The organism is Erythrobacter sp., from assembly GCF_039988855.1.
In the GTDB taxonomy this organism is placed as follows: domain Bacteria; phylum Pseudomonadota; class Alphaproteobacteria; order Sphingomonadales; family Sphingomonadaceae; genus Erythrobacter.
In genome coordinates this window covers 179455-195436 of the sequence record NZ_JBDXIY010000017.1, presented here as the reverse complement: position 1 = coordinate 195436, position 15982 = coordinate 179455, and the positions used below count along the sequence as shown (strand labels likewise).

12 protein-coding genes are annotated in these 15982 nt (G+C 50.9%); 5 read left to right on the top strand and 7 right to left on the bottom strand.

All coding sequences use genetic code 11. The features are described 5' to 3' along the window. Positions 1-209: 209 nt before the first annotated feature. The gene (msrA, locus tag ABJ205_RS11510; RefSeq protein WP_348160184.1) at positions 210-878 is read right to left on the bottom strand and encodes a peptide-methionine (S)-S-oxide reductase MsrA; all 669 of its coding nucleotides are present in this window, start codon (positions 876-878) and stop codon (positions 210-212) included. 436 nt (positions 879-1314) lie between these two features. On the opposite strand from msrA, the gene ABJ205_RS11505 reads away from it, so the two are divergent. Continuing rightward, the gene (locus tag ABJ205_RS11505; RefSeq protein WP_348160182.1) at positions 1315-3531 is read left to right on the top strand and encodes a TonB-dependent siderophore receptor; all 2217 of its coding nucleotides are present in this window, start codon (positions 1315-1317) and stop codon (positions 3529-3531) included. Positions 3532-3587: 56 nt separating this feature from the next. Beyond that, positions 3588-5147 (top strand): PepSY-associated TM helix domain-containing protein, encoded by a 1560-nt coding sequence (locus ABJ205_RS11500; protein ID WP_348160181.1) that lies wholly within the window; start codon positions 3588-3590, stop codon positions 5145-5147. Between the two features lie 174 nt (positions 5148-5321). Here ABJ205_RS11500 and ABJ205_RS11495 read toward each other — a convergent pair whose 3' ends face one another. Next, complete coding sequence (locus ABJ205_RS11495; protein WP_348160180.1) at positions 5322-5462, bottom strand: hypothetical protein; 141 nt, start codon at positions 5460-5462, stop codon at positions 5322-5324. Positions 5463-5692: 230 nt separating this feature from the next. Here ABJ205_RS11495 and ABJ205_RS11490 point away from each other — a divergent pair, with 230 nt between their 5' ends. Beyond that, the gene (locus ABJ205_RS11490) at positions 5693-6862 is read left to right on the top strand and encodes a class I SAM-dependent methyltransferase (protein WP_348510057.1); all 1170 of its coding nucleotides are present in this window, start codon (positions 5693-5695) and stop codon (positions 6860-6862) included. A gap of 133 nt (positions 6863-6995) precedes the next feature. Continuing rightward, on the top strand, positions 6996-8195 hold the full coding sequence (locus ABJ205_RS11485; protein WP_348160178.1) for a DUF1330 domain-containing protein: 1200 nt from the start codon (positions 6996-6998) through the stop codon (positions 8193-8195). A 140-nt stretch (positions 8196-8335) separates the two neighbouring features. Here the strand turns inward: ABJ205_RS11485 and ABJ205_RS11480 are convergent, their stop codons facing one another. Continuing rightward, positions 8336-9946: a GMC family oxidoreductase N-terminal domain-containing protein gene (locus ABJ205_RS11480; RefSeq protein ID WP_348160177.1), complete on the bottom strand. Its 1611-nt coding sequence runs from the start codon at positions 9944-9946 to the stop codon at positions 8336-8338. A 238-nt stretch (positions 9947-10184) separates the two neighbouring features. Here ABJ205_RS11480 and ABJ205_RS11475 point away from each other — a divergent pair, with 238 nt between their 5' ends. Continuing rightward, positions 10185-11342, top strand: a complete 1158-nt coding sequence (locus tag ABJ205_RS11475) for a class I SAM-dependent methyltransferase (RefSeq protein ID WP_348160176.1) — start codon at positions 10185-10187, stop codon at positions 11340-11342. Positions 11343-11450: 108 nt separating this feature from the next. On the opposite strand, the gene ABJ205_RS11470 is transcribed toward ABJ205_RS11475, so the two are convergent. From ABJ205_RS11470 to ABJ205_RS11455, 4 genes are read right to left on the bottom strand one after another with little or no spacing between them, the layout of a single operon-like run. Beyond that, positions 11451-12917 (bottom strand): NAD(P)/FAD-dependent oxidoreductase, encoded by a 1467-nt coding sequence (locus ABJ205_RS11470; protein WP_348160174.1) that lies wholly within the window; start codon positions 12915-12917, stop codon positions 11451-11453. Positions 12918-12950: 33 nt separating this feature from the next. Beyond that, the gene (locus ABJ205_RS11465; protein WP_348510056.1) at positions 12951-13991 is read right to left on the bottom strand and encodes an alpha/beta hydrolase; all 1041 of its coding nucleotides are present in this window, start codon (positions 13989-13991) and stop codon (positions 12951-12953) included. Positions 13992-14005: 14 nt separating this feature from the next. Further along, positions 14006-14665, bottom strand: coding sequence for a hypothetical protein (locus ABJ205_RS11460; protein ID WP_348160171.1), 660 nt, complete (start codon positions 14663-14665; stop codon positions 14006-14008). Further along, complete coding sequence (locus tag ABJ205_RS11455; RefSeq protein WP_348160169.1) at positions 14662-15858, bottom strand: CoA transferase; 1197 nt, start codon at positions 15856-15858, stop codon at positions 14662-14664. The genes ABJ205_RS11460 and ABJ205_RS11455 overlap by 4 nt, the downstream gene beginning before the upstream one ends. Positions 15859-15982 lie beyond the last annotated feature (124 nt).

Sequence of the window (15982 nt, the reverse complement as noted above, 5' to 3'; positions counted from 1 at the left end):
ACAAGATCCTTGGAACCATCCATCCATACCCAACCATGGCAGAGGGCAACAAATTTGCAGCAGGCGAATGGAAGAAAGCCCGTAAGCCTGAAAAGCTCCTAAGCTATGTCGAGAAATACCACGATTGGCGGCGCGGATAAGGGTTGCCCGCAGCCATGTGAGAGGCGCTGTCTGCAGAGAGCGCCTCTCTTCATGGGTTCTGCAGAGAGTTATTTTGACGACGATCCCCAAATATCCGCTAGGCGCGCATCGCGGCCACAACGGGAACGGTAGATGCCATATCGAATGGGGTTCTTCTTGTAATAATCCTGATGGTATTCTTCTGCTTTATAGAAGGTTGCACGCGGCAAGATCGCTGTCACAGGCTCTTCCTGTAGCTCTTCGTTGCGCTGCTCTTTCGACTTGTTAGCGGCCTCTGTCTCGGAATCTGAGCGAGGGAAAATTGCTGCGCGGTAACTTGTTCCTTTGTCGCAAAACTGACCATTGGCATCAAAAGGATCAATGTTTGTCCAGAACGTAGCGAGCAGGTCATCGTATGAAAGTTTGCTTTCGTCATACGTAACCAATACCGCTTCATAATGGCCGGTATCACCGTGGGTCACTTGCCGATAAGTCGGATCTTTGAGTTCCCCTCCAGTATAGCCTGAGACAACGGCGACTACTCCATCGAGTTTTTCAAAGTCTGCTTCCGCACACCAGAAACAACCCATCGCAAAAACGGCAGTCGCATGTCCGTTTGCCAAAGCTTGTTCGGCAATGGTGTCGCCATTCACCTCGGTCTGGCTAGCGTCAACCGAAGGTGAAGCACAGCTGATTGTCAGAATTGAGAGGGCAGCCCAAACGGGAAACCGGGTAAGAAATTTGTCTAGGATGGCCATTTGTTTACGCGCTTCCTTTGTAGTGAGGATTTTGGTCGCCTGACCCTTTTTTCCTAGTCGCCATTCGTGCGTTGAAGCAAGGTTTATGTTGAAGCATTTGGCGTCCGGACAAACAGACTTTCGACGCGGCGTTTTGGGACGAGTACGGTTCTGGAAGCTTGCACTCTATCAGGACCGGAGAAGCCGTTCCGTCAACATTATCACGCGGCGCCCACTGGATTGCGATTGTCATAAACATGCCTGCGCCAATCAGCCCGCGCACTTCCGGTTCGTTGAAGAGCAGTGGCAGACCTTCACCTAACGAATGGAGCCGTAGAGGAGCCAAGGGTACCAAGGAAACACTCTCAAACCAATTTGAGAGCGATTCTTAGTTGCATTAGCAATATTGTTCTTTTAGTGCCTCGCCTCGTCAACAATCAATAGGTGGGATCAACAGATGACTGTAATTCGTTTCGGTGTTTCAATTGCAGTTCTGGCATATTGCCTGCCGGCCATGGCTCAAGAAAATACGGAACAGAGCGAACCGTTAAAACAGGTCAATACGATCATAGTGACGGGCACCAATCAAGAGCGCTACCGCGTTGAAGATTCTGGTGCCCTAACGGGCTTCCGACTCGATTTCCTCGAATTGCCGAGGGTCGTGAATATCATCCCTGAGCAGCTCATTCTGGATCAAAAAATCACTGACTTGGGCGAAGCACTGCGCAACACTCCGGGCGTCACACAATCCGACGGTTTCGGCGGTACAAATGATGATTTCTTCCTTCGTGGATTCCGCCGCAACGCGGTTTATCGCAACGGTTTTAGGCGTCAAACCAACTTCAGAACAAACCTAACGAATGTCGATCACATCCAAGTCGTGCGCGGCCCCGCATCAATAACTTATGGGCAAGTCGAGCCGGGCGGTCTGGTTGATATTGCAACCAAAAAACCGCTTGATGAACAACGCATCGCCGGTGAAATCCGTTATGGTGACTTTGATGATCTTTTGTTCCTCGCAGATTGGTCACAGCCACTGAGTGACAACGCGGGTATCCGTGTCGTCGCATCAACCCAAGACGCCAACAGCTTTCGCGATTTCACGGATATTTCGCGTGATACCATTGCTGTTTCCGGCCGGTATGAACCGACATCATCGACGCGGTTGGATTTAACATATGAGTACCGCGACGAGAGCCGCCCGCTTGATCGCGGAACCGTGACCATCCCCACCCCAGATGGACGTGAGATACTAAACAATGTCATCGACATTCCAATTTCCCGGCGATTTGGCGAAGAATTTGAGGTTTTCGAAAGCAAGTTCCATTTCCTTGAGGGGTCGCTGGAACAAGAGTTGAATGATAATTGGAATCTGCGCCTAGGTGCAGCCTATGAGAACAGTACGGCAAATGACCTGCAAGCTCGGCCTCTCGCAGTGGTGATTTTAAACGCAAATGCGCCTATCTCTGCAGATGGGTTTTTCACTGCGCCTGTTGTTCCGGAAGCTGTCTTTGATGATCCGACCGATCAGGCGTTCCTAGCGCGGCGTACGGATGGGAGCCGGGAGCGGGAAACCGAAGTGTTCTATCTCAACGCTAAGGTTACAGGCGAATTTTCCACCGGCGCTATAAATCACCGAGTGGCAATTGGCGGCGATTTCTTTGACGGTGAAACAACACGTTTCTTTGCCGCAACCGCACCAACCAATGGTGTTCCTGAGGCCTTTGGCGGAACTGGACCGCTGCTCGATGTGAGAAATCCCATTTTCGGGAATTTGCCCGACACAGTTTCATTAGACGGGCTGCCGCTACTCACAGCAAAGTCGCAAGCTTACGGATTCTACATCAATGACTATGTCGATCTGACAGACAAACTTAGCCTTTTGATCGGCTTGCGCTATGATGGCGTTACTCTTGGCGGAGACACAGAGTTGGACGCAGCTCATGCGTTCTCTCCGCAAGCCGCTATCAATTACAAAGTTACGGACAACAGTTCAGTTTTCTTCAGCTTCAGTCAGGCGTTTGAGCCAAACTTTGTCGCGGACCCGGAACAAGGCATCACCGAGCCATTTGAACCTGAAGATTCCGAACAGTTCGAATTTGGCATCAAAAATGAGTTTTTTGACGGAGCATTGCAAACCAATGCTGCGCTATATCGGATCGACAAAAACAATGTGCTCACCGTTGAAATCGGTGTTCCGGTTTTGCGCGATGGGCAAAGCTCGCAAGGCTTAGAACTGTCTGCATCCGGTCAGCCCACACCGGGAATGAACATCGTAGCGGGTTATGCCTACACTGATGCCGAGGTTGAAGGCGGAGGGAACGACGGCAACCGGCCTCGCAATGTGGCGGAACACACATTCAATCTTTGGGCATCATACGAGATTCAGTCGGGATCATTGGAGGGCTTAGGGTTCGGGAGCGGTTTGTTCCACACGAGCGACCGATTTGGTGATGACGCTAACAGTTGGACACTTGGCAGTTACACACTCGTCGATATGTCGGTTTGGTACACTGTTGCCCTTCCCAGCTTGGGAGAAGGAAAAACAGTGCGCTTGCAACTTGCAGCTAAGAACCTGTTCGACGAAAATTTCTTCTCTGCAAGCGGCGGAAATGAGCGTGTAAGCATCGGCACCCCCCAAGCATTTATCGGATCGCTCTCATTTGAGTTTTGACCGCATCGAAATGCGTGAATTCCTGAAAACTAGCACGATCCTTCAAGGAATTGGGTGTGGCAACAGTCGCGGATGATACAGTTGATCGGTCAAAGCCGGTGAAGAAAAAGAGCGAGCGAAAAAAGCTCTATGAACTGCACACGTGGGTGGGTTTCCATCTGGCATTTATCATGGCGTTGGTTCTTTTCACCGGCACTATTGCCACACTCTCACACGAGATAGATTGGCTTATTCACGATGACATGCGCGTTACCCAAGGCACGGAAGTGGTGTCATGGGGAGAAATGGAACGGGCTGTTCGTGCCCATGATCCCGACGCAAACATCCTCAGTTTAGAGACATTGGGACACGACTACTTTGCATATCGCGCTTCGGTGGCCGACAAATTTGGGAAGTTGAATTACATCCACGTCAATCAATGGACCGGAGAGGTCACAGGAGAAGCAAACCCGCTAACGGTACAGCGTTTCTTCCGCGACTTGCACCGTTACCTGTTCATGCCGAGTGTTCTTGGACTGCCGATTGTCGGGTCTTTGGCGTTTATCTTGGCCATTTCACTTTACACCGGCTTAAAAACGACCCGCAATTGGCGCACCGTAATGACGCGGGTTAGGCGCAGTAAAGGCGCCCGCGTTATGGTGGGCGATATGCACAAGGCGGCCGGGATATGGAGCATATGGTTCATCATCCTAATCATCGTTACCGGCATCTGGTATCTGACAGAATTTGGGTACAGCGTTGCTGGAGAGCGTATGGAAGCAGAAAGGCCGAATGTTTCGGCTCAACGGATCGAAGAATTGGGGCCGGTCATTTATGATCGGCCAATCGCGGAAATCGCAAAAGTGGCACAAAGTTCGATCCCGGACATGCAAATCACCCGCATCCAATATCCGGTAACGTCCGCTCAGCCATTCACTGTTTTGGGTGTTCGCGATAATCCATTGCTACGCAACAGAGCCAACCGCGTATTTGTCGATCCGGTTGATCTATCGGTTATCAAATCACAGCCCGAAGAAGATATATCGACGGTCGCCTATCTCAACGAAATGGCCGACCCACTGCACTTCGGTACCTTCGGCGGTCTCACCACGAAGATCATCTGGTTTGTGTTTGGTCTCTTTGTTTCTGGTCTGTCGATAACGGGCGTCTGGCTCACATGGCGGCGGTTAAAGATCAAGGTTGTAACCAAAGCCCAGGTCGCAACACTTCCTGTGCTAATTCTCTCAATGCTCTTCTTCAGTTTTTGGCTTGAACGCTACCAACCTACAGAGCTGCCCGACCATGAAGAACTATTGGAATGGCAAACATTGCCATCAGGAATGAAGGCACAGATTGCCGTCACCCGCGAAACCAGCAACCGCGTAGATACAGCAAGATTGATACTAGACGCGCAAGGACGCCCGAACCTCAAGACTATAGACATTTGCTCTGGAGGGAACTGCGCCGAGACAGAAATACGATTGTCAGGGCGAAGTTTGTCGGTGCCGTTAGAATTGCCGAATAATGAGTTGGTTATCAGCGAAACAATCGTTGCAGAACTAAACTATAACAATGGGCAAAGAGAAGAGTTAAGCTGGGAGTTGAATTCGAAGCGGCCTTTTCCACTAGATAAATAGGCGGGCCTATATACCTAGCTAGCCAGATTTGAATTGACTTGGTTAGCTATGTTGGCTGGTTAGGTATATAAGCCCCTTTCCTTTCATTCTCGAAGCGCTTTGTTTTCGAATGTCCGACGCAAACATTGGACCGAAGCGGTTCCACCACATTCTCGCCGTCTCACAGCTGATGTCCTAGCCGCGTTCGAACAACAGATCTTCGACGTTTCGGAGCGAAAAAGGAAAGCGGAAATACAGCAGAACCGTCATCCGGATCACTTCTGGCGATGACTTAAAATAACGGAACGGACCGGCCAGTTTCTTACGTCTAGGCATGGTCTTTGCCCTAACCGTCCGTGCCTGATTTTCAATCAAGTAGGTTTAGTCTGACAACAACGCCAAAAGAAGCCGTCTATTCAATGATAGTTGTTTTGAGTTGGAACTTTTGCTCAATTCCCCTTTATCCAAGCTATTGAATGGCGATGTTACACCGTGGCGACTGGGAACAGCCATCGATATCAGACGAGCTTGTACAGTTCCTCAATTTCAATCAGCGTGGGAACCCTATGTCAGAAAACACCTTACTTTGCGGCCAACACGATATGATGCCGCAAACAACTCATGATGAAGCTGCGCAATTGGGCTATGTCCGAAGCCTCCGTAGGTTAATCACTTCAGAACTTACGCCAGGTCACAAGGCAGTCTATGACGCACGGATCGCTCCGCAGATCGAGAAAGAACTTGGGCGCAGTGCAGAAAATCGGACTGAGCTAAAACCATTTTTGGAGAAGGACGGGTATCATCAAACATGGTCAGCAATGCTCCGCACCACTCAAGAAATGATGTGGAATGCAGTTTATGAATGCGTGGACAGGCAAGCCGACGATCTCAATGGGAAATTTAAAGAGCTGAGCCAAACACGAGGCCCCGGCTCGCTCAGCATTAGTGAGAATTTTGATATCCCAGCTTATAGCGATCTGGTTGATAATCACACAATGCCCGGCGGCTATCATACTGAAATTGCCAATGATGATGTCACGCCTGGCGCGGCGTACGAACAGAGCATTCATGTCTATATGATGGGCGGAATGGGCCGTTATAATGATGATGTTGGGAAAATGTTGAGCGACTACGTTCAATGGAAATATCCCGATTTCAAACCGCTTCGTATCTTAGATATCGGCTGTTCTGTTGGGCATAGCACGTTGCCATATGCAGACATGTTTCCCGATGCGGAAATTCACGCGATTGACCTTGCGGCGCCGCTTGTGCGGTTTGGGCACGCTCGGGCAAAGTCAATGAACAAGGCTATCCATTTTTCTCAACAGAATGCGGAAGCCACCAATTTCGAGGATGAATCATTCGATCTGATTGTGTCGCATATCATGATCCATGAAACATCGACCAAGGCATTGAACAATATCATGAAAGAATGCCGCCGGCTCCTAAAGCCAGGCGGTCTTACAGCCCATCTTGAGATGCTACCCTTCTCAAAGAAGACGCCTTTGCAACAATATTTGACCGATTGGGATAGCGTGAACAATCACGAGCCCTTCATTGGTAAAATGAACGATCTCGATATGGACGTGGTTCTCAAAAACGCTGGGTTCAGTGCAGAAGAACGATTTGTAGAGTTTGTACCGATTGGCTTTCAAAATACCGAGCCAACGTCGCTTGACTATGCGCACCTGATTGGGACTGAGCGCCACATATTTGGGGCGAAGAAAACTAACTGATGCGTGGACGTCTAGCCTGCGATAAAATGTGATCGTAGCTTCAATGCGGCATAAAAATGGGTGCTGTGTTGCGTTTTAGACTGACTTAATTGGCAAGCATCAGCCCATTGATCTTTATCACGAGGGAAATTTCATGCCCGCCTATCTGATTGGCACAATAGATATTGAAGACACCGAGGCTTACAGTCTTTATCGGTCGTTCAACCCCTCCCTTGTCGAGGCAGCAGGCGGAAAATACATTATCAAAGGCAAGCCGGTCGCTGTCCTTGAAGGCAGCGACTTTCGGAGCCGTTTTGTTATGATCGAATTTGCCAATGAGGCTGCTTTAAAGCGTTTTTACGACTCTGCTGAATACTCTTCGCTAAGACCAATTCGAGAGAAAAGTTCTAAATCATCGTTAGCGGTCGTTAACACTGACGAGACCGCAAGCACACGAACAGCGTTTCAAATCCAAGAGTTTGGCGAAGCAGTGGAGCTTTGTTCGGTAACATCGCCCCTAGCCGAAGTCGGTCATGATGAAGTGCGCATTCAACCAACATTGATCGCGGTCAATCCTGTCGACTGGAAGATTCGCGATGGTATTCTTGCCGCGCTTCCGTTTCAATTTCCGCACTCTCTTGGGTGCGAAGGTGTTGGAGTTGTCGAAGCGGTTGGCGAAGGGGTTAAGGGCTTTCAAACAGGGCAGCGCGTTATGGCTCATTCCAGCCTATTACGGGGTGGATGGTTTGCCGATCGAGTAGATGTTCCCGCCAACCAATGCTCCTTGGTTCCGGCTCAAATGGCTGACGAACATGCGGCATCGCTTAGCGTTGCATCGCTCACTGCGGCCCAAACCATAGGCCTCCATGAAGGACCAATCGGAAGCGCGCTTGTTATCGGGGCTTCAGGTGCGGTGGGTTCAATTGCAGTTGCGCTACTCAATAATGGAGGTAGCCGAGTAGATGCAATCTGCTCTGCTAGCAATTCGGCATATGTCACCGCTCTTGGGGCCAATGTCTTGCCGCCCCAACAGGCAGCCGAGCAAGAGTATGACTTTGTACTCGATGCCTCTGGCGGTCCTGCAATAGAAGCAGGCTATCGGAGTTTGGCTAAAGGCGGAACCTTGGTATCGATTGTACAGCCAGTTGATGAGGTGCGCGCGCTCGAAAATTCGGCAAAGGCGATCCGCTATTCTGTACAACCAAACGGCGAACAATTGTCCCGTTTGATGGCTGAGTATGACGTTTTACCGGAGCCGCGCATTGCTGCGCTAATGCCATTGGCCGAGGTGAACGCGGCGCTCCATCTATCTAAGGCGGGGCAGGTGCGTGGAAAAATTCTCTTAAAACCATGAGCTAATATAGGCGCATGGTCAAAAGTTGATCGCTACAGCCGCTCAGAAATTAAATAGCGAACGCAAATTTTGCAGTTTGCCGCTACTAAACTCCATCAACGCCGCTCTCAATTTGTCTCTACAGCGTTGATATCAGCCGATTAGATATCTTGAAGGATAAGGTCCGCTCCTTTTGCGCCAATCATCATCGCAGGGGCATTGGTGTTGCCGCTTGTGATGCGCGGCATAATCGATGCATCGACTACGCGTAAGTTCTTGATTCCATGAACTCGCAATTGGCTATCGACAACGCTCTGCTTGTCTGATCCCATCGCGCATGTGCTGGTCACATGATAGACTGGCCCCGCCGCTGCGCGGAATAATTCACGCCACTCTTCATCGGTTGATATTTGAGGGCCAGGGAATTGCTCCGTCACGGAATATGGCTTCATGGAAGGAGCAGAAAAGACCTTGCGCACCCATTCGCATGCAGCCTGTAACCGCGCACAATCCCTATCATCGCTCAACAATTGCGGCAGGATCAAAGGCGCTGTTGCTGCATTTGCCGCAGAAAGCTTGATCTCACCGCGGCTATCGGGATGGCAAACGGTCGGGACGCACATCATCGCAGGTGTGCTCATTGGCACAACATTTTGCCCATCGATCGTATAGCCTAACGGCGTGAACAGGACTTGGACATCAGGGCTTGGTTCTTTGTCACTAGAACGAATAAATGCGGTTGCTTGCGCTGGCGGGCTGGCAGCGGCACCGGTTCCATCCATCAAATAGCGTAGGCCGTTACGCACAGCGCCTGCGAAATTGTATTCTTGATTCACGGTGCGCACATTGTCGGCAACTTGTTGGACAATCCAAACGCCGGAATGTTCTTGGAGGTTTTGACCAACGCCTGGCAGATTGGCGCTCACGTCAATACCAAGAGCTTTCAAATGATCTGCAGGGCCAATCCCTGAGAGCATGAGCAATTGCGGAGAACCAATTGCACCAGCGGCCAAAATAACTTCACGCCGCGCGCGGAGAGCCTTGATCTCTCCGCCGCTTGTATAGGTAATACCGCGCGCAACATTGCCATCGAGATCAATTTTCTCGACAAGGGCATTTACAATGAGATGCACATTTTTGCGCTGCAGGGCGGGTTTCAAAAACGCTTTGGATGAGCTCTGTCGCCAGCCTCTTTTTTGCGTGACTTGGACGATAGCTGCGCCTTCTTGGCTCGCGCCATTGTAATCGGGGTTTGCCGGGATTCCAGTTTCCGCCGCCGCCTCCACAAATACATCGCTAAGCCTATGCGGCTTGCGAAGCTTTTCGATATGCAGATTGCCTTTCGTGCCGCGAAGGTCGCTCACGCTCTCTTCTGCGTAACCTTCAATGTCCTTAAAGTACGGCAAGACATCATCATATGACCAGCCCGCATTGCCTTGTTCAGCCCAAGCGTCATAATCTTCGGCCTGACCGCGGACATACAGTTGGCCATTTGTAGAGCTACTGCCGCCGACCACTCGCCCTCGCGGCCAAGCGTCAGTGCGTCCGCTGCGCGTTGGATCGGGCTCGGATACGTAACACCAATCGAAGTCAGGATTGCCGGCCGCTTTCATCGCCCCTGCAGGAATCTTCACCACAAGCGAGGAGTCTTTGCCGCCTGCTTCAACAACGGCAATGGTATGCGTGCCGTCTTGCGAGAGCTTTTCAGCTAGGACGCACCCGGCAGATCCAGCTCCAACGATGATGAAATCAAATTCTTCGAATGCTGACATTGTATGGCCTATTTAACGATGGCATCGAATTAATCGTGCCTGGCCGAGAGTAGGCAGTGTCTGCTTCTATTGTCCAATTGGCCAGTTCAATCGTTCGATAGAAACAGACAAATAGGACGTTTCCGGGAATTAGATTATGTTCGAAAAATCAGCAGCGATCCTTGCAAGGCAGCCAGAGCACCAACAGAGTTGTTCAGGCGTGTTGACGCAATCGAACGCGAGAACCGGAAGGTAGACGATGAACAAGCAAGTGCATGACATGTTTCCTGAAGCGAACCATGATGAACAGTCGCAGCAGGCTTTCTTGCGCAGTTTTATGATGCACATTTATGAGAGGGTGATGCCCGGCAATGACATTCTGTACAAACAGAAGGTCATTCCTGAGTTTGAAAAAAAACTTGGGCGCCCGCCACAAACTCGCAAGGAAGTGCGCGAGGCGCTGGGCGAACAGCCATTTAATCAAATGTGGGGCTCCCTTATGCGGACGAGCCAAGAAATGATGTACCACACGGTCCGTCCCAGCATTGAACGTCAGATGCCGAACCTGAAGGCAAAAGCAGCGAAGCTAGACAATGCTCCGGGTTCGCTAAAGCTTGACCCTAGACTTGAAATTCCAAAATACCACACCAATGCAGACATCCACTGTAAGCCGGGCGGTTATCATACGAAGACCGATGACACTGACTTCTTGGCAGGCGCAGAGTTTGATCGCACAGTGAACGTGTATTTCCATGGGAAAACGGGGCCGCTTGCTGATGATATGGGTCTTTCGCTGGCGAGCTGGATCAAAGAAAACCACCCAGATTTTGATCCAAAGTCAGTCTTGGATATGGGCTGTACGATCGGTCATAGCTCCATCCCATATTTGGATGTTTTCCCCGGGGCAGAAGTGCACGCCATTGACGTAGCAGCACCCTGCCTAGAGTATGGGCATTACCGCGCAAAGTCGCTCGGGAAGGCCGTTCATTTCAGTCAACAGAATGCTGAAAAAACCAATTATCCGGACGGGTCATTCGATCTCATCGTTTCGCATATTCTAATGCATGAAACATCGCATAAAGCCCTCAAAAACATCATTGAGGAATGCCATCGGTTGTTAAAACCGGGCGGCTTGATGATCCATATGGATGTTGTGGGTGCAGATGATCCGTTCGGTCAGTATCTTTGCGAATGGAACGCACATTACAACAACGAGCCGTATATGGGTGGTCTTCAGGATGAAGATCTTGGCGGACTATACAAGGATGCTGGTTTTCCCGTCGAAAACTTCTTCATGAAGCAGATCGAGAGCATTCATTTGCCTAAGACTATGCCTGAAGTCATGAAGGCAAAGCGTGCCGAAGGTGTCGTAATTGGCATCGGCTATTACACAATCGTCGGCACCCAAAAGACTTAAAAAACACTGCCGCCTAAATCACTGAATGTGGCTGAAAAGGATGTAGCAATGCCCTGACTGTTGAGCCGCCCCGAGAACTGGGGCGTGCTCATCAGCAGAGTGCATAATCTAAGCGAACATCTCCATATATGCGACCGCTTCGCGCATTCCGGATGCAGCAGCTGCCTCTAGTCCAGCCTGTGTGGTTCTTGTGTGCTCCCCTGCAAAACGCAAGCGGTCAAGAATGGGCGTTGCCATCCAATTCGACATTCCCCGTACATCGCCCGGCCGCATCACATGCTTATTGCCGCGAACATAGGGATTACGCCCCCAACTATAGGCTCCCACTGGCGAAAGCGCGCCTTTCATAGATGGTCTTAATTCGCCCAATCGCCTTTGAACAAATCCAACCATCTCCTTTTCTTCCATTTTATCAAATTCAGCAGCAGCGGTACCGTTGATCCAAACGTCAAGCCAAGCAACCTTCCCATCTTTATCATGATTTGCCATCACCCTCTCGACAATATCGTCGCTGACCATCCCGGCTGGATGCCCATCCTTTTCCCAATATGGCTGTGTAGGTATGAAGAACACATGGGTAGTCAGCGTGTATAGTGAATTTTCGAGGGCGACCTTTTTAGGCCCGGTGGGGGCTGGCGTAATTGCTATCGAACTCATGGCTGAATAGGGCACGGTGCAAATGACGCTCTTTGCGCGGATCGATTTTCCGCTTGCCAAGGTCACCGTCGCCGCGTCTTTTTCAACATTGATTGCCGAAACCGCATCGCCCAAAATCGGCTCTGACTTCAAGTTTTCGGAAATACGCTCAATCAGTGTAAGCATCCCTCCTTCGACATTGTAGAACCCCGGTGGCCCGTTTGCAGCATCATAAACCTCGCGCACTGCATCGTCTTCCTTCGGCGGCGCGATTCCGGCGAATTCGCGCATCTGAAACAACGCAGAGGTTTGGTCGAGACCCATCGTGTTCGAAGTGAGGTCGATGAGGCGCAGAGCCTCTTCTGATACGCCGTTCTCTTTCAAATATTGGCCGAGAGGAACGTCGAAAGCCAACAGTTCATCAGCATTCCAATTATGGATATCTTGGATCTTATTGTGCTGCATAACAATTGGAAATTCCAACTGTTCTGGCAGAAGGCCGCGCTCTTTTCCGACCATCAGATTGGCCGAAGATGTTTGCCAAGCATTCGGATGAACAAACTGCCCATTGATATGATAGCTGAAGCCGTCCTTAGAATTCGGCGCGATAAAAGGCACGTCAGCGCGATTGGCATGATACAGAACCGAACCATAATTGGGGCCAATTGTCGTTGCCCCGCAATCAAATGCTCCATCTTGGGTTCTTAGGCTGAAGCACCGACCGCCTAACTGCTTATCCGCCTCAACAATTTGAACTTTGACGCCTTGCTCTTCCAATGTGAGAGCGGCGGCAACTCCGGCCATCCCCCCACCAATCACGACGACATCCACTTCTGTACTCAACCATGCCCCCCGGGGCGAGCAACCTGCAATCAATGCCGCCGATAGCCCGCCGACCATCGCCTGCCGGCGGTCGATAAGTAAGTTAGGTTTTCTCATCTGAATTTCTCTCTTGCTTCTGCTACGCGGGGATCATTGGGTATCCGGTTTGACCCGAAGCGTCTGTCGAAGCTCATTGTCCATTCCCCCGCTAAGGAACGCCAAAATATCGCTCACGATCAGCTCTTCGTTTTCGAGATAGGGATAGTGGCCGAGTCCGTCATATTTGCGGATTAACGTAGGCGCGCCGGTCATCCAATGTTCAAAAACATCGGCATCAAGATGCACAACTGTAGGGTTGGATTTACCCCATTGTATAAGGGTAGCAGCAGTGACACCTGCTAGGATCGATTTAGGATCACCAGTCTTGAAAGCATAAGATCCTGGCGCGACCTCTTCCGATCTCCGGTTGACGTCATAGGCTAATGACACCAGCCAATCGGGCGCCTCTTGCGGTTCAAAGAAATTCCGAGAAAGCAAATTCGCCCAGTATTCTGGGGGCTTCACAGCCATCCTTGCCCATTGCCTTTCTTCCGCCCGATCACGGTTGGGATTGCTTTGTCTTGTACGAGGCAAACCGGCAGAATTGATCAGAACCAAACGGTTGACCATTTCTGGATGATAAGATGCAAAGCGGAATCCAGCCATCGCGCCGCTCGATGTTCCAACAACATACACTTGCCCAAGATCGAGCTCATCCACCAATTTGGCTACGATCTCAGCGTTGCGGTTGAAAAAATCGACCGGCTCATCGCCTTTCGCCAATGCGTCCAGACCGCTTAATCCTGTGCTCGGAAAGTCAGGCCGGATAACACGGTAATTGTTATCGACCAGGGCCTGAGCGACACCGTCCCATGCTCTGAAATTGAGAAATGATGGAGGGAGAAGCAATACAGGCTGGCCTGCCCCTTCGTCCGCGTAATGCAAATTCACTCCATCCAAATCGATATAACGCGAAGATGCAACTTGATATTTCTCGCGTAGGTCCGCCAAGCTAATTTTGGGATGAGCTTCGGTGTCTGCCGCGTGCGGCACCGCTGTTGCAGGCACCGCGGCAGTCGTGTCAGTCGGCATTTCGATAGGCACGCAGGCAGAACTCAGCCCCAGCATGACCAACGCACAAGACCTGGCCATTTTCCGCTTAAGATTCACGGTTCAAGACTCAATGTGAGCTTGGACGAAAGCCTCCAAGATTCTGCGCTCCGTTCGGATCTCAGCTCACGGATCATCGTAAATTCATTGCCATTACGAATATGAGTGTAGCGCGATTCAGAGGGCGCATTATCTGTTGCATGGACTAATTCCGATGATTGACGAGCCGCTTCCCAATTCTGGGCATCATCATAGGTAAGTCTGACCGCCTTGAAGAAATAGATTTTTCCTATCCCTCCATAGAAGTACGACATCTGCATTTTTGATGCATGGTCATTGCCCCCATTAGTAGCTCGTTCCAGGCTTTCGCTGATCATTTTTTCGCCAGGGAAAATCACTTTGAGAGTCGAGAAAGCATCGCCCTGTTCCGGAACAAAGGTGTTTGTTTCAATCAAAAGATCATTGCCCGGCTGGCATTGAAATCCAACCTCCACCGGCGCTGAACGAACAAGCTCACCTTCCTGATACTGCTCAAATTTACCGGACCAGTCGCCTGCCAATGTGCACAATGCTGCGATATATGCCTCAGAAGTTGGCTCCGGATCCTTCGGCACTGCTGTAGGTCCGCTCTGGCTCGAGGCGGGGACACTCAACAAAGCAGAGCCGATCAAGTAGGCCAAAAGGCCCTTACAGAATGCAGGTGTAGAAGATTTCATCCGATCGCTCCAATCGTTCGCAAATTGTCCATACTGCTACCATCAAAGCCAAGGTATTGACGCAAGACTTGATCGGTATGCGCGCCTAGCAATGGAGGTGGTTCATTGGGTTGACCCGGAAATGGGACCGGCTGCCCCACGGTGCGCAGGCCCTCTGCGTGGTCCGAAATCTGCGAACGGGCCGCGACTTGGTCGGACTGCAATGCTTCGCCAACCGACCGGATTGGACTGTGCGGAATGCCGCCAGAATTGAAGGTTTCGGCCCATTCTTGTGTAGTGCGCGTTTTGAGTAAGGGAGAGATGAGCGCTATGAGGTTTGCCCGGTCTTCGACCCGCCCCTTGTTCGTGCGCCAGTTTTCGCGCGCACCAATATCAGGCCGGTTTAAGCACTCGCAAAATGCTTGAAATTGGCTGTCATTCCCGACTGCCACAACAATATGACCGTCGCCTGTGTCAAACACTTGATATGGCACGATGCTGGGATGGGCATTGCCAAGCCGCTGGGGTGGAACCCCGGTTGCCAGAAAATTGGCTGCCTGATTGGCCAATGCCGCCAGTTGGCAATCATGAAGCGCGACATCGAGCTGGCAACCCATCCCGATAGCCTCCGCATTGCGCAATGCGGCAAGGATGGCCGTGGTTGCATAAAGGCCGGTAAACAGATCCGAGACAGCAACACCAACCTTCATTGGCTCCGCCCCCGCGCTGCCATCAGGCTGTCCCGTCACAGACATCAGTCCGGTCATAGCTTGGATCAAATAGTCATAACCGGGCCGGTGGCTGTTGGGCCCAGTTTGACCAAAACCAGTGATCGAACAATATACAATTTTGGGATTCTCGGCAGATACGCTGGCATAATCCAAACCATATTTTGCCAACCCGCCGACTTTGAAGTTCTCGACAACAATATCGCTTTGACTAGCAAGATCACGGATCAATTGCGCTCCTTCACCTGAGGCCATGTCTATCGCAACAGATTTCTTATTTCGATTGGCAGCATGAAAATAGGCTGCCTCGCCATTGGCGGTGTATGGCGGCCCCCAGCCTCGGGTATCGTCGCCAGTCCCCGGCTTTTCGATCTTTACGACATCCGCGCCATAATCGGCCAACAATTGCGTTGCCCATGGCCCAGCCAAAACCCGCGACAGATCCAAAACCCTCACACCAGCAAGTGGCAATGGCGAATCTTCCATAACTCCAACTCCCGAAATCCGCCCTGAGCAAAGCCTTGCCTCAAACATCTAGCCTCAGAAGTGTTGGCTCGGCTCTGAACTTGGCTTGAGCGCACCTTGTCGTCCGGCATCAATTAATATATTG